Genomic DNA, 20,297 nt, shown 5'->3' on the forward strand with positions numbered 1-20,297 from the left:
GTCTAATCGATCGCGAGGCGGTAGCCGATGCCGCGGACCGTCTGGAGGAAGAGGGGATTGCCCGGATCGACCTCGGTCTTGCGGCGCAGGCGGTTGATCTGCACGTCGATGGTGCGCTCGGCGGCGAGCCCGCCATTCCCGGCCAGCACGTCGCGGTCGACATTGCCGCCCTTGGCCTCGGCCAGGATCGTTAGGATCTCGCGTTCGCGCTCGGTGATGCGGATGGTCTCCTCGTCGCGGCGCAGTTCGCCCCGGTCGATCCGGTAGGAGAACGGCCCGAACGTCACCGTGGCGATGGTGCGGTCCGATGGCGGCGCGCCGTCCGGCCGGCGCTTGATGATGTTGTTGAGGCGCAGGATCAGCTCGCGCGGCTCGAAGGGCTTGGGCAGGTAATCGTCCGCCCCGATCTCGAGTCCCATCACCCGGTCGTTGGGGTTGGAACGGGCCGTGAGCATCAGGATCGGCACCCGCGAGGTCTCGCGCACCTGCCGGGCGTAATCGAAACCGTTCTCGCCCGGCATCATCACATCGAGGACGAGGGCGTCGAAGACGAAGCTCTGTGCCCGCTGCCGGGCCTCCTCGACATTGCCGGCGGAGGTGACGCGGAAGCCCTGCTCGTAGAGATAGCGCGACAGCAATTCACGTACCCGCCGGTCGTCGTCGACCACGAGGATATGCGGCGCGTGGTCGGGAAGCTCGGCGCGGACCTTCAGTTCCGGTGATGCCATGTCAGCGACGGCTCCGGGCGCGCCGCGCCATCAGGCTCGTCACCGCCGCGCGCTCTTCGGGTTCGATCATCGCCATGAGAAACCCCTGTGCCGCTGCAAATCCGCTCTTGTCCCGGGCGTCCTTCGGACCATCCCCCACGGGGTCCGCGATGGCGCGGGCGACCCGCCGTACCTGCACCCGCGTCAGCTCGGCCGTGAGGGTGGCGCCCGTCTCCGAACAATAGAGCAGACGCTGCCGGCGGTCGCTCCGGCCGGTCTTCTGCACGATGTGACCCTGTTCGATCAAATCCTTGAGAACCCGGTTCAGACTCTGCTTCGTGATCCGCAGGATGTCGAGGAGTTCGGCGATGGTCAGGCCGGGATAGTGGTAGACGAAATGGAGCACCCGGTGATGCGCCCGCCCGAACCCGTATTCGGCCAGCATCCGGTCCGGGTCGCCGACGAAGTCGCGGTAGGCGAAGAAGAGCAGTTCGACGAGATCGTTGGTGATGCCGTTGTCGGATACGCGCACGCCTTCGGGCGCGAGACCTGAATCCGCTAGCCCGTCATCCTCCCCGGACGGGGGTATGGGGGGCGGGCTCGTTGCCAGGGTCGATTGGCGCGTCACGTCCGGCGACATCCTCAATATACGTCAGTGTTGTTGACATATCTCAGGGGCGTTGATACCCGTCAAGCCTCCCCGGGGCCGGCTCGCCGTAACGGCCGTCTTGCGGACCTCCGTCCCCGCGGATACTGCGCGGGGCATTGCCTGGCCATCGCGCCAACCCGATCGATCGACCCCGCAGGCGCCCCGATGCGAGCCCGCGGTTTCAAGGAATTCGTCATGTCCGTGATCCCGTTCGACGAACGCGAGGGCACCATCTGGTTCGATGGCGTGCTGGTGCCGTGGCGCGAGGCCAAGATCCACGTGCTCAGCCATGGCCTGCATTACGGCTCGGCGGTGTTCGAGGGCGAGCGCGCCTATGGCGGACGGATCTTCAAGAGCCACGAGCATGCCGAGCGCCTGCTCCGCTCGGCCCAGTACCTCGATTTCACGATTCCCTACGGCGTCGCCGAGATCGAAGCGGCCAAGGAACTCGTGCTCAAGACCAGCGGCCTCACCGACGCCTATCTGCGTCCCGTCGCTTGGCGCGGTTCGGAGATGATGGGCGTCTCGGCCCAGAACAACACCATCCATCTCGCGGTCGCCGCCTGGGAATGGCCGAGCTATTTCGATCCCGAGACTAAGATGAAGGGCATCCGCCTCGACATGGCCGATTATCGCCGGCCCGATCCGCGGACCATTCCCTCCGCCTCGAAGGCGGCGGGCCTCTACATGATCTGCACGATCTCGAAGCACCGGGCCGAGAACAAGGGCTATGCCGACGCCCTGATGCTCGATTGGGAGGATTACGTCGCCGAATGCACCGGTGCGAACATCTTCTTCATCAAGGACGGCGTGGTCCACACCCCGCTCGCCGACCGCTTCCTCAACGGCATCACCCGCCAGACCGTCATCGACCTCGCCCACCGGCGTGGCTTCGAGGTGATCGAACGGCGGATCAAGCCCGAGGAGATGGAGGGCTTCTCCGAGTGCTTCATCACCGGCTCGGCTGCCGAAGTGACACCGGTCTCCGAAATCGGTCCCTACCGCTTCACGCCGGCCGCCATGACCAAGACGCTCATGGACGATTACACCGCCGAGGTTCAGCCGAAGGCGGTGGCGGCGTAGTTCGGACCGCTCTTCGCGCGGCCACGTCGTGGGCGCTTGCGGGGACGAGGCGTGAACGACGCCTTGCCCTCGCTCACCGGGGATTCACATCGAGCTGGTCCTTCGTGACGAGGCTCGCCGTCCATCACGCAAGCGGACGCAATGGACGGTCCAGGTGTCTGGAAGCCTGCGGCTCCCAGACACCTGTCTGCTCGGATTTTCCAGCGGACGATCCTAACCGAAATCGAACATCCAAGCAGATTTCCTCATCCTGAGGTGCCCGCGTCAGCGGGCCTCGAAGGAGGCCTCCAGTGGTCGCCCGATCCCTGGAAGGCTCCTGCGAGGCCGATACGCGGCACCTCAGCAGGATGAGGCGAAGCCCTGGAAAAACAGCCCGAATAGGCCCTAAGCCGCGTCGCCGTATCGCGCCAGGTCTTCCGGACGCGGGACCTGTCCGCTGCGGTTCTTCACGGCCGGACGATTGGCGACCTTGCCGCGCCAGTCGTGAAGGGCGGTGAGTTCCGGGGCGATCGGCAGGCCGACGATCTCGGCGAACATCAGCCCGGCGAACAAGGTGATGTCCGGCATCGAGAAGCCCTCTCCGGCGAGAAAGGGCTGCTTCGCCAGCAGATCGTTGAAATAGGGCATGTTGGCGACGGCATAGGCGCCGCGCCGCTGCCCCCATTCTTTGGCCCCGCTCCAATCCGGCATCCGCCATGGCCGCAGCGCGCCGCCGAGGCCGGGGGTGCCGTAATGGAAATAATCGTCGACGGCATCGATCAGCATCATCTCGGCGCGCCGCTGCATCATATGGATGACGCCTTTGTCACGCGGTGTCGTACCCGTGAGGGTCGGATGGCCGTCCAGGTTGTCGAGATATTCCGTGATCGCCGTGGATTCGGTGACGATCGTTCCGTCATCGAGTTCGAGGACCGGGACCTTCCCGATCGGGTTCATCGCCAGGAAACCAGGCTGCTTCTGCTCGGCGGCGATGAGGTCGATACTGACGAACTCGACCCTTTCCTCCAGCCCCTTCTCGGCGAGAACGATGCGGATTCGTGCGGGGTGGGGACCCGCCTCCCGGTCGTAGATTTTCATCGGCACACTCTCTATCTGCCAGTTGGTAGATATACCATGCAGGTCGATGACGACACGTCAACGTCTACCTGCCAATCGATAGAATGCAGGTGTAGAAGCGGAGGATGAGCGAGAGCACCCGGGAACTGATCCTGAACGCCGCAAGGCTGACCGCGCAGGCACGCGGCTATGGCGGCCTGAACTTCCGCGATCTCGCGGAGGAGGTGGGAATCAAGGCGGCGAGCATCCACTATTATTTCCCCGGCAAGGCTGCCCTGGGGACGGCGGTTGCACGTCGCTACCGGGAAGATGCGTTCGCTGCCCTGGAGGCCCTATCGGACGCATGTCCGGATCCGGTCGCCTGTCTGCGGCGCTACCCCGACACGTTCCGCACGGCGCTCCAGAACGACAACCGAATGTGCCTCGGCAGCATGATGGCCGCCGAGCACGACGACCTGCCGGACGACGTGAAGGCGGAGGTGCGAGCTTTCGCCGAGGTGAACGTGGCCTGGATCGGCAGACAGCTGACCGCCGCATCCCCGGTCACCGCCGAGACCGCCACGTCGAGAGCCTGGGCCATCTTCGCAGCCATCGCCGGCGCGCAACTTCTGGCGAGAAGCCGGTCGGATCTCTCCGCCTACGATGCGGCGATCGACACCTACCGTCAGGCGGGACTTCTGCCGGGCTAGAGCGCTCTCCGCCGAAGTGGATCCCGGTTCGGCGAAAAAGAGCGCGGCAAAACAAAGGCCTGGAGATGTGTCCCGACCCAACGTGGTCGGGCGCAGCTCTAGCGGGGCACCAACGATATGGCCGCCGGTTGCCGGAACGAAGGATCGTGGCGAAGTGAGGCTTACACCCCGCATCCCGGGGATGGTCAGGGTTCGGAACTCATCGACGACCGCCTCGTTATGGAGAGAACAATTCATGAACGAGGTCGAGCGATGACGAAGAAGCAGGCGACGGACGAAAACGAGAACCCGAAGACGGCGGGCGGCGATGCATCGAACCGGATCAAGGATCCGAGCGAGTGGACCACGGGCGACGAGCCGATGACCGGCGCGCAGGCTTCCTATCTCAAGACCTTGTCGGAGGAGGCGAAATCACCCGACTCGTTCGAGCCGGATCTGGACAAGGCCGAGGCCTCGAAACGGATCGACGCGCTGCGCAAGGAATCCGGAAAAGCTTGATGGTCGGCAGCCCCGGTCGCGGGCTTGCGGCACTCGTTTTCGATAGGGCGAGACCCGATCCGTCTCGTCCTGGATAGTGATGTCTAGCGCGCCTTGGGCTCGGCCCTTCGGGGCCGGGCAACCCGGTGACGCGGAATGACGATGTGAGCGGTGAAAGCGCTGGGCCGTCGCTGCCGGATCGTGGGACATCGAACCGGATGTCGAGCCCCTGCTCGCGGTGGCGGGGGGGCACGTACCCATTGGAAGTCCGACGGCGTTTCGCTGGTATTTGTTTAAACCATCGGCAATGATTTCCTGCGTAGGAAGCTGGGCGCTGCTTCTTCAGGGATCGCCTCGCTCGATGACGATTTCTGAAAAAAACGATGTGACAACTACGGTCGCCAAGCCGATCTCGTCCTCGGATGGCCCTTCGTCCCGTTTCACACGGATCGCTTTGCGGTTCGCTCTAGATACAAGCGGGACGTCCGCGATCGAATATACGCTGGTTGCCGGCTTGATCTTCTTGGTGATTGTCGCGGCGCTCCGTAATTACGCCGATCGGGTCCACGAGCTTTACGAGTTCATCGGCCAAGCCGTCGCTCGGAGTACCTGAGGTCTCCTGACCCGCGCGTCCTATGCCGGGCCGGCTTCAGCGCCGCGTCTGGCCGGGCTGGTTCGGCGTCGGGTTGGGGTTGTTGGCTTTCGACGGGCCCATGGACGCCATGCCGTCACGCCACAGGCTGTCGAACAGGCTCTGCATCGTCCTGGCGTTTTCCTGCTGAACCTCCAACCCGGACTGGAACATCTGCTGCAACAGATCGAACGGGTTCAGCGCCGGACTTTGCGGCGCGTCGGCCGAAGCTTGCCGTGATTCTGGTGCAGAGGTGGAATCCTGTGCCGGTCGGGCCGCCGGGAACAGGCGTGCGGGCGGCAGGCTCTTCTGTGCCGTGGCGGTACGAGCAGGGGCGGCGGCCTGCATCGGCGGAGACAGCATCGCGCCGCCCGCTTTCATGAAGCCGTTCATTATCTCGGTCCAATAGGGATGGGTCGGGATGCCGAAGGGCGAGGGCGGGGGAGGCGCGGGCTGGGGAGCAGGCTGCCCTGGATTCATCATCACGTGGACGATCCCCGCCACGACCATGCCGGCCATGAGCGGCAGCATCTGCCGAAGGGCGGGCGTCGCCACGCCGCTCACCGCAGCTGCCTGTTGCAGGACGGCCTGGCTCAGATGCTGCGAGCCGAAGAGCTGGCGCATCATGGCATCCATCTGCGGCTTGGCCTGCGGGGCGGTGAGCGCGGCCGGGTCCATGAAGCTGAACATCTGGGTGAAGCCGGTGGGATCGGCGGCGGCGTTGCGCTGGAGGCCGAGCGTCAGGGCCGGCATCAGCGCTTCCATGGCCCGACGGGTCTGATCCGGCGACAATCCGAATTGCTGGCCGAAACCGTTGGCGCCCATGAAACCATTGGGGTCCATGCCGCCCTGCGCCTGCAAGAGATCGAACAGGTTGAACATGGCGGCAGCCTCTTGATCCCATCGCGGCCAGGCCGAATTGCTTCGGCCTGCTGTCGAGACGCGAACTCTGTCGCATCCCAGTCGTACTTACCAGCCCGAGATCATGCCCGTCCCGGCTCTAAACCAGTGCGTTCGGCCTCTCCGGGGCCGGAATATCGCCCCCGGAGGCATCCGCATCGGCCTTCGAGGCCAATTCGCGCGCGAAACCGGCCTGTTGCTCGAGCTGCGTCACCGTCCTGAAGGCGAGGGCGATGCCGATCGCCCCGAAGGCGACGGAGCCGAACCCCACCCCGGCGATGATGCCCTCGGGGCCATAGAGATAGCCTCCGAGAAGCGCCGGGGGCACGGTTCCGATGGTGGCACGGCCCCAATTGAGGAAGGTCGACAGGAAAGGAAAGCCGAGATTGTTGAACGAGGCGTTGGCGAGGAACAGTAGCCCGGTGAAGAACCACACGCCTCCGCTCACGAGGCAGAAGAAGACGAACAGGTCGGCGGCGGTGCCGGTGAGTTCGAACAGGCCCGTCAACGGCCCGCGAAAGGCGATCAGGGCGGCCCAGACCACCACGACATAGACCGCCGTCACCAGCGCGCCGTTCCTCAGCACGCCGCGCATCCGGTCGAACCGCCCCGCTCCCCAGTTCTGGCCGAGGATCGGCCCGATGGAGCCGGACATGGCGAAGAGGCCGCCGAATGCCACCGGCGTCAGCCGGTCGATCACCACGTTGCCGGCCACCGCCACGGCGCCGAACTTGGCCAGCGCATGGGCGATGAAGGCGCTCGCCACCGAGGGGGCGAGATTGGTGAGCACGGCGGGCAGGGCGATCCTGAAGACGATGGGCGCGTCCGAGATCACATCCGCGACGCTCGGCGTGGCGAGCATCCGGTGCTGGCGCACGCCCCACAGGCCGACGAGGGCGAAGGTCAACCGCGCCACGCATGTGGTGATGGCGGCTCCGTCGATCCCCAGCCCCGCCGTGAAGATGAGGAGCGGATCGAGACCGGCGGTGACGATGGCGCCGCCCAGCGTCACGTACATCGCCTGGCGCGCCGCCCCGACGGCGCGAAGCAGGCCCGAGAACATCATGCCCGGCCCCATGAGCAGGTTCGAGGGCAGGGCGATCCAGAGGAAGCGCTCGGCGACGGGCAGCGTCTCGGCGTCGGCGCCGATCCAGGACAGGATGGTCGGCAGGAAGGGCAGCATCGCGAGGACGAGGATGCCCGAGACGATGATGCCGTGGATCGAGGCGGAGGTGGCCAGCCGCCGCGCGCCCGCTTCGTCGCCCGCGCCGATGGCCCGTGAGACCAGGGCCCCGGCGGCGATCATCAGGCCGATATTGATGGCGATGGCGAAGAACTGGACGATGGTGGCGAAGCCCACCGCCGCCGTGAGCGTCGGGTCGCCGAGTTTCGAGACGTAGATCAGCGAGAGCAGGTCGACGACGAAGATCGCCATCAGCCCGATCGAGCCCGTCCCGCTCATCACCACGACGTGCCGCAGGATCGATCCCGTGACGAAACGGCCCGTCTCCCGTCGGGCGGCGGGTTTCACCGCCGCCGCGCTCGTTTCAGGCATCCGCTGGCGTGTCCTGCAATGGGGAATCCTGGACTTGCAACGTGCGGGTCGCGGCTTCGCGCTGTTCCAGGCCGATAATATCTCTGGTCTCGGCGCTGAGGGCGCGCGACGGGCGCTGCGGACGGGTCAAGGGTTCGGGTTTGATCTCGGGGCTGCCGCCGATATAGCGCGTTTCCTCCGGAAGGGCGCCGGCCTGCTGCAGGACGAGGCGCGCCACGTCGCGCTTGCGCACGTCCTGCGCCGTTGCGGCGGCGGCCTCGGCCGAGATGCCGAGCCCTTCCAGGGTCGCGCGGCCGAAGGCGATGGCCGATTCTACGGTCTCGCGAAGCTGATAATCCACGTCGCGGTTCATCAGCTCCACGGAATGCATCCGGTCGAAGGCGCGGACATAGGTGCGCACTCCGGTGAATTCCTCATGCACGATATCGACGATCTTCAGCGCCGCCTGGGGATCGTCGACACAGATGCAGAGCAGTTCGACCCGGCCGATTCCGGCCGCGCGCAGCACGTCGAGGCGCGTGCCGTCGCCGTAATAGATGCGGAACCCGAAGCGCGAGGCGGAACGGATCTGCTCCACGTCCTTGTCGATGACGGTGACGCTGATTCCCTCGGCGAGGAGCACCTGGGTCAGGATCTGTCCGAAACGGCCGAACCCGACCACGAGGACGCGGGCCTCGGTGCTCTCGATCTGGTCGGGCGCGTGCTCCACCGCGTCCGGCCGGTGGCGCGACAGGTAGCCGTCGAGGGCCTTGGCGGCGACGGGGCCGACCAGCATGGTCAGGGCGGCGAGCGCCACGGCGAACCGGGTGGAGGATTGGTCGATCAGCCCCAGTTCGGACCCGGCGGGAAGCAGCACGAAGGCGAACTCGCCCGCCGGCGCGAGGATCGCCGCGCCGCGCACGGCATCGAGCCAGGGCGATCCGAACAGGCGGAACAGGCCGGCCACGATGGCGACCTTGAGCAGGATGGCGGCCGCCGTCGCGCCGAGGAGGGCGGGCCACGCGCTCTTCAGCAGGCCGCCGTCGATGGACATGCCCACGCTCATGAAGAACAGGCCGAGGAGCATGCCGCGGAACGGCTCGATATCGGCTTCGAGCTGGTGCCGGAAGTTCGATTCCGCGAGAAGCACGCCGGCGAGGAAGGCGCCCATCGCCATGGACAGGCCGACATGCTCCATCAGCATCGCGGTGCCGAGGACCACGAGGAGGGCCGCCGCCGTCATGACCTCGCGCGCGCCGCTGGCCGCCAGCATGCTGAAGAACGGATTGAGGCCGTAGCGGCCCACCAGCACCACGGCCAGGATCGCCGCCCCGACGGTTCCCGTGGAGGCCAGCGCGTGCCCCAGCCACTCGTCGTTGCCGGTGCCGCCGCTGGAGGCGAGGAGCGGCATCAGGGCGAGGATGGCCACGACGGAGATGTCCTGGAACAGCAGCACCGCGAAGGCGCGTCCGCCATAGGGCGTTCCGAGATCGCCGCGCTCTTCCAAGAGCTGTAGAGCGACGGCGGTGGCCGACAGGGCGAGGGCGACGCCGATGACGAGGCTCGCGGCCAGGGTGAGGCCGAACAGGGCGCAGGCGCCGGCAAGCAGGATCGTGCAGAGGAGCAGCTGTGCCGCACCGAGCCCGAAAATGTCGCGACGCATCGAAATCAGCCGGGAAATCTCGAGTTCGAGCCCGACGATGAAGAGAAGGAGGACGACGCCGAGTTCCGCGACGCTCGCGGCGGTCTCCGGCTCGGCGATGAGCGAGAAGCCGAAGGGGCCGATGATGACCCCGGCGACGAGATATCCGAGTACCGCGCTCTGCCCGATGAGACGGAAGATCGGCACGCCGATCACCGCCGCCGACAGGAAGGTCAGCACCGGCGGCAGGAAGCTCACATGGGTGGAGGCGCTCGCCATGTCGATCCGGTCTATGAGGAGTGGGGTCGCCCGCGGCCGGTGCCGCGAGCGCGTCGCCGTGCTCTCCTCTTAGACCAGGGGCATCGCCCCCGCCACGCCTGCATGTGGTGGATGGGCCGTGTCGCATCCACTACCGGTGCGCAGCGGCACGCGGTTCAGGCGAAGCGGCGCGTGACGTGTCAGGCGAAGCGGCGCGTGACCTGGCGGACGGCGCGATGGGCCAGGATCACCTTGGTGGCGTCCGAAGGCGAGGGCGCGTCGTAGGCGTCCAGGACGTCCCAGCGGGTGAGGCCGATATCGTTCAATTCGCGCTCGGAAAGGGAGCCGAGCTCCACGAGGCCGCGCTTGTCGGCGTCGTTGCGCGAGACCAGGGACGCGGCCTGGGAGAAGAGGTTGCCGATGAAGCGGGTGGCCCGGCCGACCTGTTCGGCTGCCGCGTCGCCCGGGGTCCAGTTGAGGGTGCTGTTCATGATCCTGAGTTCCAAATTCTCGACGCACGATCTTTGCGGCGAAGGTGATGAGGGTGATGTGCGCCCCCTCCGCCCTGAAAGACGTGCGATCGAGCACTTAGCCCAAATAGACTTGCGGTGCCTGCAGGTCTGGTAGAACCGGACCACGGATAAACCTCAATCACCAACCGAATGACCAGTTTGGCGGCATGCCGAATTCGAAGTCATGCTCAATAATGCACGTTCCGCCATCTTGATCAGATCTTAACGCTTTGGGTGCGGCGTGCTTCCCTTCTCTCGTCCTGGCGGACCAGCAGGAACTGGGAGGCGTCGGCCTCAACAGCGCCTGCATCCATCACGTCCTGCCGGATCAGGCCGATATCCTTCAATTCCCGATCGGTCATGACACTGAGCTTACGCAGGACCCGCCGGTTGATCGCCTGGCGCGACAGCTCGGCGGCCAGTCCGGTGAACAGCCGGGCGGCGGCGAGGGAGACGCGCCGAGCGAGATCGCCCGTCCGCGTGGTGTTCCGCTGCTGCAGGATCGTCGTCATCGATAGGCCTTTCCTTCGCCGGCCTGCCGCGCGGGCCTGACGGCGTTTCATCGGAGGGCAGGGATGGCCCCGTCCCGCTGGCGGAGACAGGGACAGTCCAGTACGCTTTGGCTGAATTGTCCGGGCGAAGGATCAGTACAGATGGCGGGATCGGCGCGGACCACGCTCACCCTGGTGGATACGGTGTCGTCCGCGATCATGGAGCGGATCGCCGGACGCCAGCTCATGCCCGGCGCGCGGTTGCCCTCGGTGCGGGCTTTCGCCGAATCCATGGGCGTGTCGAAATCCACCGTGGTCGAGGCCTATGAGCGCCTGGGCGCCGAAGGGGCCATCGTCGCGCGCCGGGGCTCGGGCTTCTATGTGGCGGGCAAGACCCGCCCGCTCTGCCTAAAAGAGATCGGGCCGCAGCTCGACCGCGCCGTGGATCCGCTCTGGATCACCCGGCAATCGATGCAATCCGGGCCGGACCTGCTGAAACCCGGTTCCGGCTGGCTGCCCTCGTCATGGATGCCCGAGGAGGCGGTCCGGCGCGCCCTGCGCCACATTGCCCGCGACGCCGATTCGAACGTGATCTGCTATGACAAGCCCCTCGGCTTTCCGCCGTTGCGGAGCCAGATCGCCCGGCGTCTCGCCGAGAAGGGGATCGAGGCGGAGGCCGACCAGATCGTCCTGACGGATTCGGCGACCCAAGCCGTGGACCTGCTGTGCCGGTTCCTCCTCGACCCCGGCGACGCCGTGCTGGTCGATGACCCCTGCTACTTCAACTACCATGCGCTGCTGCGGGCGAACCGCGCGAAGGTCGTGGGTGTGCCCTTCACCCCCGCCGGGCCGGACGTCGCCGAGCTCGAACGGCTGATCGTCGAGCACCGGCCCCGGTTCTACCTGACCAATTCCGCGCTCCATAACCCCACCGGCGCCACCCTGGCTCCTGCCGTAGCCCACCGCGTCCTCAAGCTCGCCGAGGCGCATGACATGCTCATCGTCGAGGACGACATCTTCGGAGATCTCGAAGCCGACCCGGCCCCGCGTCTGGCGGGGTTCGACGGGCTCGACCGGGTGATCGCGGTGGGCAGCTTCTCGAAGACCCTCTCGGCCTCGATCCGCTGCGGCTACATCGCCCTGCGCCCCGACTGGGTGGAGGGGCTAATCGACCTGAAGCTCGCCCTCAGCCTCGGCAACGGTCATCTCTCCGCGGCGCTGATGCACCGTCTCATCACCGACGGGGCCTATCGCCGCCACCTCGCAGAAATCCGCGAAAAACTCGCCCGCGCCATGGGCGAGACCGCACGGCGGTTGGAGCGCTGCGGCCTCACGCTCTGGACCGAGCCGCGTGGGGGCCTCTTCCTCTGGGCGCGCCTGCCGGACGGGCTCGATTCGGCGGATATCGCCCGCAACGCCCTGGCGCGGGACGTGGTCCTCGCCCCCGGCGCGGCCTTCAGCATCGGCGCAAGCGGGCGTGACTTCCTTCGCTTCAACGTGGCCCATTGCGCCGATCCGCGCCTGTTTCGCGTGCTGGAAGAGAGCATGGCGGCGGCCTGACGACTTTCTGGTGCGCCGGGACAGGTGGAACCCCTGAGCCGAAGCGAAGCTTTGCTGGATAAGGGCGACGCCCAACACAAATCTCGGGAGGAACCATGTCGAAGTCGGAGCTGAAGCAGCCTCGTCCGCCGGAGCTGTTCTCCCCCTGGCGCACGGAGGCGCGCGCCAGGCTTCAGCAGGAGGCGCGCGACTTCGCCCGGGATGTGGTGCTGCCGCTCGCCGACGAACTCGACCGGCAGAAGGCCGAGATGCCGCGCTCGCTCATCGACCGGATGGCGGCCAAGGGCTGGTTCGGCATCACCATCCCGGCCGAGCATGGCGGGCTCGGCCTCGGCGTGTTCGAATATTGCCTCGTCTCGGAGGAGCTCGCCCGCGCCTGGCTCTCCGTCGGCAGCATTCTGGCGCGGGGGCAAGGGCTCGGCACCCAGACCCTCGACGAGGAGCGCCGCCGCGCTCTCCTGCAGAGATCGGCCCGCGGCGAGTGGATCGGCGGCATCGCCTTGTCCGAGCCCACTGCCGGTTCCGATCTCGCCGGCGTCCAGACCCGCGCGGTGCGCGACGGGGACGAATGGGTTCTCACCGGGACCAAGCGCTGGGCCGGTTTCGCGCTCGCCGCCGATTTCATCGAAGTCCTGGCCCGCACCCGCGAGCCGGAGCCGGGCGAGCCGCGCTCGGCCGGGCTGGAACCGTTCCTCGTGGTCAAGAAGCCCGGCACCTTCCCCGAGGGCATGACGGGCCATGTCATCGACAAGATCGGCTATCACGGCTTCCTCACCTTCGAGCTCGAACTCGACGGCGTGCGCGTGCCCGAGGGCGACCGCCTCACCGGCCTTTACGGCGATGGCGGCGCGGATGCGGATTCCGGCGGCTTCGCCTCGGTGCAGCGTGGCCTCAACATCGCCCGCGTCCACACCGCCGCCCGCGCCGTCGGCGTCGCCCGCGCGGCGGTGGAGGATTGCCAGCTCTACCTGCAGGAGCGCCAGCAGTTCGGCCATCCGATCGGCGAGTTCCAGGCCCTGCGCTTCGCGCTGGCCGACATGTCGGCGGAGGTCGATCAGGCCCGCGCCTACTGGCAACAGGTGGCCCACCTTCTCGACGAGGGCGAGGCGGCCGAGAGCGAATCCGCCAAGGTGAAGCTGCTGGCCACCGAGATGGCGGTGCGCGTCACCAACCAGGCGATGCAGCTCCACGGCGGCAACGGCTACACCACCGAACGCCGGGTGGAGCGCTACTGGCGCGACGCGCGGCTCACCACGATCTTCGAGGGAACCAGCGAGATCCAGCGGCGGATCATCAGCGACCGGATGCTGGGGCGCAGGTAAGTGACGCAAGGGAGGGACGCATCCGATCCTGCCCCGGTGTGCCCCCTCCGCCCTGACACCGCCGCGCATTTTACGCTATAGGAGGTTGACAGGGGCGGCCTCGCCTCGCCACATCCCGGCTATCATGAGCGATCCTCTTTCGAAGACCTTTCCCGACGGTTCGGCCAAGCCGCCGCTGGAGATCCTGCTCTGCGCACCCCGGGGGTTCTGCGCGGGCGTGGTTCGCGCCATCGACGTGGTCGAGCGGGCGCTGGCGATCTACGGACCTCCGGTCTATGTGCGTCACGAGATCGTCCACAACAAATACGTGGTCGAGAGTCTGAAGCGGAAGGGCGCGGTGTTCGTCCGTGAGCTCGACGAGGTGCCGGACGGCAACGCCCCGGTGATCTTCTCGGCCCACGGCGTCGCCAAGACGGTGCCGGCCAATGCCGACAATCGCGGGCTCGTCACCATCGACGCTACCTGCCCGCTGGTGACCAAGGTCCACCGCGAGGCCGAGATCCACCACAAGCGCGGCCGCCACGTCCTGCTGGTCGGCCATTCCGGCCATCCGGAAGTCGTCGGCACCATGGGCCAGCTGCCCAAGGGCTCGATCACCCTGGTGGAGGATCTTGAGCAGATCGCCGCCCTGGAGCCGGAGAATCGCGACAACCTCGCCTGGGTCACGCAAACGACCCTGTCGGTGGACGATACCCGCCACATCGTCGCCGCCCTGAAGCAGAAGTTCCCGACCATCACCGGGCCGCACAAGGACGACATCTGCTACGCCACCACCAACCGCCAGGAAGCGGTGAAGCAGGTGGCTCCGCTGGTGGATGCGGTGATCGTCGTCGGCTCCTCGAATTCCTCGAACTCGCAGCGTCTCCGCGAAGTCGCCGAGCGCGTCGGCTGCCCGATCACCCGCCTCGTGCTCCGCGCCGAGGAGATCGACTGGCCGGCTTTCGAGGGCATCCGCAAGCTCGGCCTCACCGCCGGCGCCTCGGCGCCCGAGGTGCTGGTGGAAGAGATCATCGACGCCTTCGCCGCCCGCTACGACGTCACCGTCGATACGGTCTCCACGGTGGTGGAGGACATGTCCTTCCCGCTGCCGCGCGAATTGCGCAGCGAAGCCGCCGAGTAACACGGCCGCATCGGCTCTCTATCCGGGGGCGCCTGCGGGCGCCCCTTCGCGTTTCCGCCCTCGAACCTCAGCGAAGCCCGTGGCCGTCTATACCGAGGTCTCCGACGAGGCGCTGACCGCCTTCCTCTCCGAATACGAGATCGGCACGCTCCTGTCCTACAAGGGCATCGCCGAGGGCGTCGAGAACACCAATTTCTTCCTGCACACCACGGCGGGCTCCTACATTCTCACCCTCTACGAGAAGAGGGTGAATGCCGGCGACCTGCCGTTCTTCCTCAACCTGATGCAGCATCTCGCCGCTCGCGGCCTCGCCTGCCCGCAGCCGATCGCGCGTCGCGACGGCGTGGCGCTGGGCACGCTCTGCGGCCGTCCGGCGGTAATCGTGAGCTTCCTGGAGGGCGTGTCGGTCAAGCGGCCGACCCCCGACCATTGTCGGGCGCTGGGCGTCGCCCTTGCGGGGCTGCATCGCGCCGGCAGCGATTTCGGCATGACCCGCGCCAACAACCTCTCCGTCGAGGCATGGCAGCCGCTGTTCGAGACCGCCGGCCCAGCCGCCGACAGCGTGTCCGAGGGGCTGACGGAGCGCGTGCGCGGCGATCTCGCGGTGCTCCAGGCCGGCTGGCCGCGCGGCCTGCCCTCCGGCGTGATCCATGCCGACCTGTTCACCGACAACGTGTTCTTCATCGGCGACGACCTGTCGGGTCTGATCGACTTCTATTTCGCCTGTACCGACGCCTTCGCCTACGACCTCGCCATCTGCCTCAATGCCTGGTGCTTCGAGGCGGACGGCACGTTCTTCCCCGAGAAGGGCGAGGCGATGATCGCCGGCTACCAATCCGTGCGTCGCCTGCAGGACGACGAGGTCGCGGCGCTGCCGATCCTGTGTCGGGGCGCGGCCCTGCGCTTCATGCTGACCCGCCTGGTGGACTGGCTCAACGTGCCCCCCGGCGCTCTGGTGCAGCCGAAGGACCCGCTGGAATACGACCGCCGGCTGGTGTTCCACCGCGCGGCCGTCCATGCGCGGGATTACGGCTGGCGCGAATAGCGTCCGCTCAGAGGTGATGCCAAGAAAATACCCCGGCCGTTTCGGGCCGGGGCAAGGTGGTCTCGTACCTTGAGGCCTAAAAGAAGCCGAGCTTCTTGGCCGAGTAGCTGACCAGCATGTTCTTGGTCTGCTGGTAATGGTCGAGCATCATCTTGTGGTTCTCACGGCCGATGCCGGACTGCTTGTAGCCGCCGAAGGCCGCGTGGGCCGGGTAGGCATGGTAGCAATTGGTCCAGACGCGGCCGGCCTGGATGGCCCGGCCGAAGCGGTAGGCGCGGGTTCCGTCGCGGGTCCAGACGCCGGCGCCGAGGCCGTAGAGCGTGTCGTTGGCGATCGAGAGCGCGTCGGCATCGTCCTTGAAGGTCGTCACCGAGAGGACGGGGCCGAAGATCTCCTCCTGGAAAATGCGCATCTTGTTGTGGCCCTGGAACACGGTGGGCTTCACGTAGAACCCTTCCGCCAGGTCGCCTTCGAGGGTGTTGCGCTCGCCGCCGGTGAGGACCTTGGCGCCTTCCTGCTTGCCGATGTCGATGTAGCTCAGGATCTTCTCGAGCTGCTCGCCGGAGGCCTGGGCACCGATCATCGTGGTCGGGTCGAGGGGCGAGCCCTGGACGATGGCCTCGACGCGCTTGATCGCCCGTTCCATGAAGCGGTCGTAGATCGATTCGTGCACCAGCGCGCGGCTCGGGCAGGTGCAGACCTCACCCTGGTTGAGGGCGAACATGGTGAAGCCTTCGAGGGCCTTGTCGAAGAAGTCGTCATCCTCGTTGGCCACATCGGCGAAGAAGATGTTCGGCGACTTGCCGCCGAGTTCCAGCGTCACCGGGATGAGGTTCTGCGAGGCGTATTGCATGATGAGGCGGCCCGTCGTCGTCTCGCCGGTGAAGGCGATCTTGGCGATGCGGGGCGAGGAGGCGAGCGGCTTGCCGCATTCCAGGCCGAAGCCGTTGACGATGTTGAGGGTGCCGGGCGGCAGCAGGTCGGCGATGAGCTCGGCCACGACGAGGATCGAGGCTGGGGTCTGCTCGGCGGGCTTGAGCACCACGCAATTGCCGGCAGCGAGCGCGGGCGCCAGCTTCCACACCGCCATCAGGATGGGAAAATTCCACGGGATGATCTGGCCGACGACGCCGAGCGGCTCGTGGAAATGGTAGGCGACGGTGTCGTGGTCGATCTCGGAGATCGAGCCTTCCTGGGCACGGACGCAGCCGGCGAAGTAGCGGAAATGGTCGATGGCCAGCGGGATGTCGGCGTTGGTCGTCTCGCGGATCGGCTTGCCGTTGTCCCAGGTCTCGGCGAGGGCGATCAGGTCGAGATTCTCCTCCATCCGGTCGGCGATGCGGTTGAGGATGAGGGCGCGCTCGCCCGGCGAGGTGCGGCCCCAGGCCTCCTTGGCGGCATGGGCCGCATCGAGGGCCTTCTCCACGTCCTGCGCGTCCGAACGGGCGACCTCGCAGATGACGCGGCCGGTGACCGGTGAGGTGTTCTCGAAATACCGGCCGGCGACGGGGGCGACCCACTGGCCGCCGATGAAGTTCTCGTAGCGGGCCGAGAAGGGCGCCTTGGTACCTGACGACAGGAATTCTGGCTTGTTCATGTGCGTTTCCTCCGTGTTGTTCTTGTGTGCGCCAGCAGAAGCCGGGCGGATTGCCAAATCAAGATAGACTTTTGGCCTAACCGGCTCGGATCGACGGCATCGAGCGGGTCGGCGCGTGGTCCCGCTTCTGTGGCGGGGAGCTACGCGCTGAGGCAGTCTAGCCCCTCTGCAGCGGTCTGGCGATGCCGTGGGCGGGCGCGGAGACCTTCGAACTCGGGTCGATAGGGTTCGGCATGACAATGAGCGGGACCTGCCGTCATCCCGGGGCCGCGTAGCGGAGCCCGGGATCCAGATCCGCCACGAGTCTCGAGGACGGCTCGATCATGCGACCGACCCAGCGACGATGCTGGCATCCGTAGCGGTTCTGGATTCCGGGCTCGCCTTCGGCGACCCGGAATGACGGTCAGAGTGTCGGAACCGGCGTGAAAGTCCCCACAAACCGGACGGTATCAACCCGAGTTTAAGGTCAGGGAAGACATTCACCGTCCCGACGGCAGCCGGGTGAAGCGGCGTGCGGTGATCCGCCGGGCGATGGCCCGGTCGATCCGGGGGCCTGCCCGTTCGATGCCGTCGCGGTGGATCATCACGCCCGTGGCGCGTCCGTCCGGTTCGATGTCGAAAGCCACGCGGATCGCGCCGTTCTCCGCCGCGAAGACCCTGTCGCTCTCGGCGACGAGGGTGATGCGGGACTCGGTCGATCCCTGACCGACCGCCTGCGCCGTGAGACGGTCGCCGTCGCGGGTGACGCCCAGGACCGAGCGCGGGCCCGTCCGGTAGAAGCCGACATAGCGGTCGAGAACGGTCGGTCCGACGCTGATTTCGGTGCGCGCCGGCTCGCCCAGATAGAGGGCCGCGAGTTGTCGCGAGAGGGCCTGGGCCGGCACGATCTCGGAATTGCCGAGCACCACGATGGTGAGGCCGAGATCGGGGTAGGAATCCTTGATCGCGCTGAACCCGCTGATGAACCCGCCATGCGACCACAGACGGTGCCCGTAGGCCGTGCCGATATACAAACCGAGGCCGTAGCCGTGGCCGTAATCCGTCACCATGGCCCGGCGCGACGCCTCCGACAGGACAGGGCCGGAGAACAGCACCCTGTCCCAGGCGACGAGGTCGTCGAGGGTCGAGGCCAGCATGCCGGCACCCGACGGGGCGCTGGCGGCCAGGGGCAGGGCGTGGCGCCATTCGCCAGAGACGCGGCGGTAACCGTTGGCGCGCCGGGGGAGGATGGCGCCGGGATCGGCGTCCCGGGTCGAGGCCAATCCGGCCGGCCCCAGGACAGCGTCGTTGAGATAGCGCGCGAAACTCTGGCCGGTGATCCGCTCGATCAAGCCGGCGAGGAGGATGTAGCCGGTATTGCTGTATTCGTGGCCGCTCCCCGGCGGGAACAGCAGGTCCTCGCGGTAGAGGAGGCCCACCGTCTCCATCGGCGAGCGCTCGATCCGCCCGAGTTGCGTCGCATAGCCCGGCAGGGCGGTGACGTTGGGCAGGCCGGAACTGTGGTTGAGCAGCATCCGGATCGTCATCGGCGCCCAGGCCGGCGGCAGTTCGGGCAGGTAGCGGATGGCGGGATCGTCGAGGGAGAGGGAACCGGCCTCGGCGAGTTTCAGGATCGCCGCCGCGGTGAACTGCTTCGTGATGGAGCCGATGCGGAACACCGTGTCCGGCGTGTTGGGAATCGCCCATTCGCGGTCGGCCATGCCGTAGGCGTGGCGGAACAGAGGGATGCCGTCCCGCGCCACGATGACGGCACCCGAGAAGACGCCGCCATCCGCATGGGATTCCATCAAAGCGGCGGCCTTGCGTGAGAACGCCTCCGTTTCGCCGTCGATGGCCGCGCCGGGAGCACGCTCCTGCGCAGTCGCCGCGCCGAGCAGCATCAACATGGCGCAAGCGCCGGCGAGGAAGCGTGAGAGCATAGGGCGCGGTGATCCGTCGGCTGCGATCCTGCCAAGGTTGCGCGGGAATGTGGCGTGGTTGCGCGGGAGCGCCACCCCCCGGTCGACATCACCGGCATTCCCGCGAAACCGTGATCGGCCTGGGCGCCGAGATCACTGTTTCGCCCCGAAGCTCGGCAACATGGCCCGCCTTCGTGCCGACGGACGAAGCCATCCGTCACGGTCGGACCCGCTCCGCCGATGACGGCCCTTCCCCAACCACGCAACAGGAAGAGACATCCATGAGCCGCACCACTCGCGCCCTGCTGGCAGCGTCCCTCGCCTTTGGTACCTCCGCCCTGGTCTCGCAGGTCAGCTTCGCCCAGGCGCCGCAGAAGGCGCCGGCACCCGCCAAAGCCGCCCCAGCCCCCGCCGCTCCCGCTCAGGCCCCCGAGGCCGAGGAGCAGAAGGAGGTCGCCCTGACCCAGGCGCTGATCGACGGCCTCGTGGCCGCGCAGCCCGAGCTGGCGAAACTCCCTGGCGGCAACGCGGACAAGCCTGATCCGAAGGTTCAGGCCCAGGCCGTGGCGATCGCGAAGAAGAACGGCTTTGCCAGCGTCGACGACCTGCAGGACGCGGCCGACAGCGTCGAGGCGGTGCTGGAAGGCATCGACCCCGAGACGAAGACCTATGTCGGCGTCGTGCCCCTGCTGAAGAAGCAGCTTACCGCCGTCGAGGCCGACAAGAAGATGAAGCCGAAGGACAAGGCCGCCGCGCTGAAGGACATCAACGAGGCGATCGCCGCCGGTGAGCCGAAGAAGCCGTCCGACGGCAACATCGCCCTCGTCACCCAGAACATCGACAAGCTCGGTCAGGTGGCGGGCGGCAGCCAGTAACGCCACTCGGCATGGCGGGCGACGATGCCGGGCAACCGGGATGCGATCGGGTGACCATCGTCGCCGCCGGTACGGAGCCTCGTCTCGAACGCGCATCCCAGCGAAGGGGCGCGCAACCGAAGGTCCGGCCGCGCACTTTCCACCATGATATCGCCGGCCCGGGAGCCGGCGATCGCAAAGAGGCTCAAGACGAGTGACTGTACCCTCGAGGCCGGTTCCGCCGAGTGATCAGCCGGGATCGGCACGGGCTC

Annotated in this window: 19 protein-coding genes; 9 read left to right on the forward strand and 10 right to left on the reverse strand. The window is 67.0% G+C overall.

The annotated features are described in order from the left end of the window. Positions 1-2 precede the first annotated feature (2 nt). Together ACYQR9_RS08945 and ACYQR9_RS08950 are read right to left on the reverse strand one after the other, a co-directional pair. Complete coding sequence (locus ACYQR9_RS08945; RefSeq protein WP_056432261.1) at positions 3-728, reverse strand: response regulator; 726 nt, start codon at positions 726-728, stop codon at positions 3-5. Between the two features lies 1 nt (position 729). Then, positions 730-1,347 carry a MarR family winged helix-turn-helix transcriptional regulator gene (locus tag ACYQR9_RS08950; protein WP_207413231.1) on the reverse strand — a complete coding sequence of 206 codons (618 nt, stop codon included), beginning with the start codon at positions 1,345-1,347 and terminating at the stop codon, positions 730-732. A 204-nt stretch (positions 1,348-1,551) separates the two neighbouring features. Between ACYQR9_RS08950 and ACYQR9_RS08955 the strand changes: the two genes are divergently transcribed. Further along, on the forward strand, positions 1,552-2,439 hold the full coding sequence (locus tag ACYQR9_RS08955) for a branched-chain amino acid aminotransferase (RefSeq protein WP_056432499.1): 888 nt from the start codon (positions 1,552-1,554) through the stop codon (positions 2,437-2,439). Between the two features lie 384 nt (positions 2,440-2,823). Here the strand turns inward: ACYQR9_RS08955 and ACYQR9_RS08960 are convergent, their stop codons facing one another. Next, on the reverse strand, positions 2,824-3,516 hold the full coding sequence (locus ACYQR9_RS08960; protein WP_461229365.1) for a glutathione S-transferase family protein: 693 nt from the start codon (positions 3,514-3,516) through the stop codon (positions 2,824-2,826). A 104-nt stretch (positions 3,517-3,620) separates the two neighbouring features. On the opposite strand from ACYQR9_RS08960, the gene ACYQR9_RS08965 reads away from it, so the two are divergent. The 3 genes from ACYQR9_RS08965 to ACYQR9_RS08975 all read left to right on the forward strand — a co-directional run bounded on the left by ACYQR9_RS08965 (position 3,621) and on the right by ACYQR9_RS08975 (position 5,274). Beyond that, the gene (locus ACYQR9_RS08965) at positions 3,621-4,184 is read left to right on the forward strand and encodes a TetR/AcrR family transcriptional regulator (protein WP_461229366.1); all 564 of its coding nucleotides are present in this window, start codon (positions 3,621-3,623) and stop codon (positions 4,182-4,184) included. Between the two features lie 252 nt (positions 4,185-4,436). After that, positions 4,437-4,682 carry a DUF3072 domain-containing protein gene (locus ACYQR9_RS08970; RefSeq protein WP_082469922.1) on the forward strand — a complete coding sequence of 82 codons (246 nt, stop codon included), beginning with the start codon at positions 4,437-4,439 and terminating at the stop codon, positions 4,680-4,682. 340 nt (positions 4,683-5,022) lie between these two features. Continuing rightward, positions 5,023-5,274 carry a Flp family type IVb pilin gene (locus tag ACYQR9_RS08975; protein WP_461229367.1) on the forward strand — a complete coding sequence of 84 codons (252 nt, stop codon included), beginning with the start codon at positions 5,023-5,025 and terminating at the stop codon, positions 5,272-5,274. Between the two features lie 36 nt (positions 5,275-5,310). On the opposite strand, the gene ACYQR9_RS08980 is transcribed toward ACYQR9_RS08975, so the two are convergent. The 5 genes from ACYQR9_RS08980 to ACYQR9_RS09000 all read right to left on the reverse strand — a co-directional run bounded on the left by ACYQR9_RS08980 (position 5,311) and on the right by ACYQR9_RS09000 (position 10,650). Continuing rightward, positions 5,311-6,174, reverse strand: coding sequence for a DUF937 domain-containing protein (locus tag ACYQR9_RS08980; RefSeq protein ID WP_461229368.1), 864 nt, complete (start codon positions 6,172-6,174; stop codon positions 5,311-5,313). A 118-nt stretch (positions 6,175-6,292) separates the two neighbouring features. Beyond that, positions 6,293-7,747 (reverse strand): MATE family efflux transporter, encoded by a 1,455-nt coding sequence (locus tag ACYQR9_RS08985; RefSeq protein ID WP_461229369.1) that lies wholly within the window; start codon positions 7,745-7,747, stop codon positions 6,293-6,295. After that, positions 7,740-9,647 (reverse strand): monovalent cation:proton antiporter-2 (CPA2) family protein, encoded by a 1,908-nt coding sequence (locus tag ACYQR9_RS08990; RefSeq protein ID WP_056432278.1) that lies wholly within the window; start codon positions 9,645-9,647, stop codon positions 7,740-7,742. Before ACYQR9_RS08990 ends, ACYQR9_RS08985 begins: the two co-directional genes overlap by 8 nt. A gap of 179 nt (positions 9,648-9,826) precedes the next feature. After that, complete coding sequence (locus tag ACYQR9_RS08995) at positions 9,827-10,117, reverse strand: DUF1127 domain-containing protein (RefSeq protein ID WP_461229370.1); 291 nt, start codon at positions 10,115-10,117, stop codon at positions 9,827-9,829. Positions 10,118-10,353: 236 nt separating this feature from the next. Next, positions 10,354-10,650, reverse strand: coding sequence for a DUF1127 domain-containing protein (locus ACYQR9_RS09000; protein WP_207413215.1), 297 nt, complete (start codon positions 10,648-10,650; stop codon positions 10,354-10,356). Between the two features lie 141 nt (positions 10,651-10,791). Between ACYQR9_RS09000 and ACYQR9_RS09005 the strand changes: the two genes are divergently transcribed. The 4 genes from ACYQR9_RS09005 to thrB all read left to right on the forward strand — a co-directional run bounded on the left by ACYQR9_RS09005 (position 10,792) and on the right by thrB (position 15,676). Further along, positions 10,792-12,189: an aminotransferase-like domain-containing protein gene (locus ACYQR9_RS09005; protein WP_461229371.1), complete on the forward strand. Its 1,398-nt coding sequence runs from the start codon at positions 10,792-10,794 to the stop codon at positions 12,187-12,189. A gap of 95 nt (positions 12,190-12,284) precedes the next feature. Next, entirely contained in the window at positions 12,285-13,511 is a 1,227-nt protein-coding gene (locus ACYQR9_RS09010) for an acyl-CoA dehydrogenase family protein (RefSeq protein ID WP_461229372.1), read from the forward strand. A gap of 124 nt (positions 13,512-13,635) precedes the next feature. Next, complete coding sequence (gene ispH / locus ACYQR9_RS09015) at positions 13,636-14,631, forward strand: 4-hydroxy-3-methylbut-2-enyl diphosphate reductase (protein ID WP_056432293.1); 996 nt, start codon at positions 13,636-13,638, stop codon at positions 14,629-14,631. A gap of 79 nt (positions 14,632-14,710) precedes the next feature. Further along, positions 14,711-15,676 carry a homoserine kinase gene (thrB, locus tag ACYQR9_RS09020; protein ID WP_461229373.1) on the forward strand — a complete coding sequence of 322 codons (966 nt, stop codon included), beginning with the start codon at positions 14,711-14,713 and terminating at the stop codon, positions 15,674-15,676. Between the two features lie 76 nt (positions 15,677-15,752). On the opposite strand, the gene adh is transcribed toward thrB, so the two are convergent. Beyond that, positions 15,753-17,273, reverse strand: coding sequence for an aldehyde dehydrogenase (gene adh / locus ACYQR9_RS09025; RefSeq protein ID WP_056432300.1), 1,521 nt, complete (start codon positions 17,271-17,273; stop codon positions 15,753-15,755). Between the two features lie 479 nt (positions 17,274-17,752). Beyond that, positions 17,753-19,192 carry a serine hydrolase gene (locus ACYQR9_RS09030; RefSeq protein ID WP_461229374.1) on the reverse strand — a complete coding sequence of 480 codons (1,440 nt, stop codon included), beginning with the start codon at positions 19,190-19,192 and terminating at the stop codon, positions 17,753-17,755. Between the two features lie 260 nt (positions 19,193-19,452). Between ACYQR9_RS09030 and ACYQR9_RS09035 the strand changes: the two genes are divergently transcribed. Further along, positions 19,453-20,046 (forward strand): hypothetical protein, encoded by a 594-nt coding sequence (locus ACYQR9_RS09035; RefSeq protein WP_056432306.1) that lies wholly within the window; start codon positions 19,453-19,455, stop codon positions 20,044-20,046. Positions 20,047-20,297: the final 251 nt, after the last annotated feature.

Source organism: Methylobacterium sp. CM6241 (genome assembly GCF_054817845.1).

Bases quoted from the DNA above. Each gene is read 5' to 3' on its own strand.
- ACYQR9_RS08945 (WP_056432261.1), bottom strand. From the start codon at position 728: ATGGCATCACCGGAACTGAAGGTCCGCGCCGAGCTTCCCGACCACGCG.
- ACYQR9_RS08950 (WP_207413231.1), bottom strand. From the start codon at position 1,347: ATGTCGCCGGACGTGACGCGCCAATCGACCCTGGCAACGAGCCCGCCC.
- ACYQR9_RS08955 (WP_056432499.1), top strand. From the start codon at position 1,552: ATGTCCGTGATCCCGTTCGACGAACGCGAGGGCACCATCTGGTTCGAT.
- ACYQR9_RS08960 (WP_461229365.1), bottom strand. From the start codon at position 3,516: ATGAAAATCTACGACCGGGAGGCGGGTCCCCACCCCGCACGAATCCGC.
- ACYQR9_RS08965 (WP_461229366.1), top strand. From the start codon at position 3,621: ATGAGCGAGAGCACCCGGGAACTGATCCTGAACGCCGCAAGGCTGACC.
- ACYQR9_RS08970 (WP_082469922.1), top strand. From the start codon at position 4,437: ATGACGAAGAAGCAGGCGACGGACGAAAACGAGAACCCGAAGACGGCG.
- ACYQR9_RS08975 (WP_461229367.1), top strand. From the start codon at position 5,023: ATGACGATTTCTGAAAAAAACGATGTGACAACTACGGTCGCCAAGCCG.
- ACYQR9_RS08980 (WP_461229368.1), bottom strand. From the start codon at position 6,174: ATGTTCAACCTGTTCGATCTCTTGCAGGCGCAGGGCGGCATGGACCCC.
- ACYQR9_RS08985 (WP_461229369.1), bottom strand. From the start codon at position 7,747: ATGCCTGAAACGAGCGCGGCGGCGGTGAAACCCGCCGCCCGACGGGAG.
- ACYQR9_RS08990 (WP_056432278.1), bottom strand. From the start codon at position 9,647: ATGGCGAGCGCCTCCACCCATGTGAGCTTCCTGCCGCCGGTGCTGACC.
- ACYQR9_RS08995 (WP_461229370.1), bottom strand. From the start codon at position 10,117: ATGAACAGCACCCTCAACTGGACCCCGGGCGACGCGGCAGCCGAACAG.
- ACYQR9_RS09000 (WP_207413215.1), bottom strand. From the start codon at position 10,650: ATGACGACGATCCTGCAGCAGCGGAACACCACGCGGACGGGCGATCTC.
- ACYQR9_RS09005 (WP_461229371.1), top strand. From the start codon at position 10,792: ATGGCGGGATCGGCGCGGACCACGCTCACCCTGGTGGATACGGTGTCG.
- ACYQR9_RS09010 (WP_461229372.1), top strand. From the start codon at position 12,285: ATGTCGAAGTCGGAGCTGAAGCAGCCTCGTCCGCCGGAGCTGTTCTCC.
- ispH (WP_056432293.1), top strand. From the start codon at position 13,636: ATGAGCGATCCTCTTTCGAAGACCTTTCCCGACGGTTCGGCCAAGCCG.
- adh (WP_056432300.1), bottom strand. From the start codon at position 17,273: ATGAACAAGCCAGAATTCCTGTCGTCAGGTACCAAGGCGCCCTTCTCG.
- ACYQR9_RS09030 (WP_461229374.1), bottom strand. From the start codon at position 19,192: ATGCTCTCACGCTTCCTCGCCGGCGCTTGCGCCATGTTGATGCTGCTC.
- ACYQR9_RS09035 (WP_056432306.1), top strand. From the start codon at position 19,453: ATGAGCCGCACCACTCGCGCCCTGCTGGCAGCGTCCCTCGCCTTTGGT.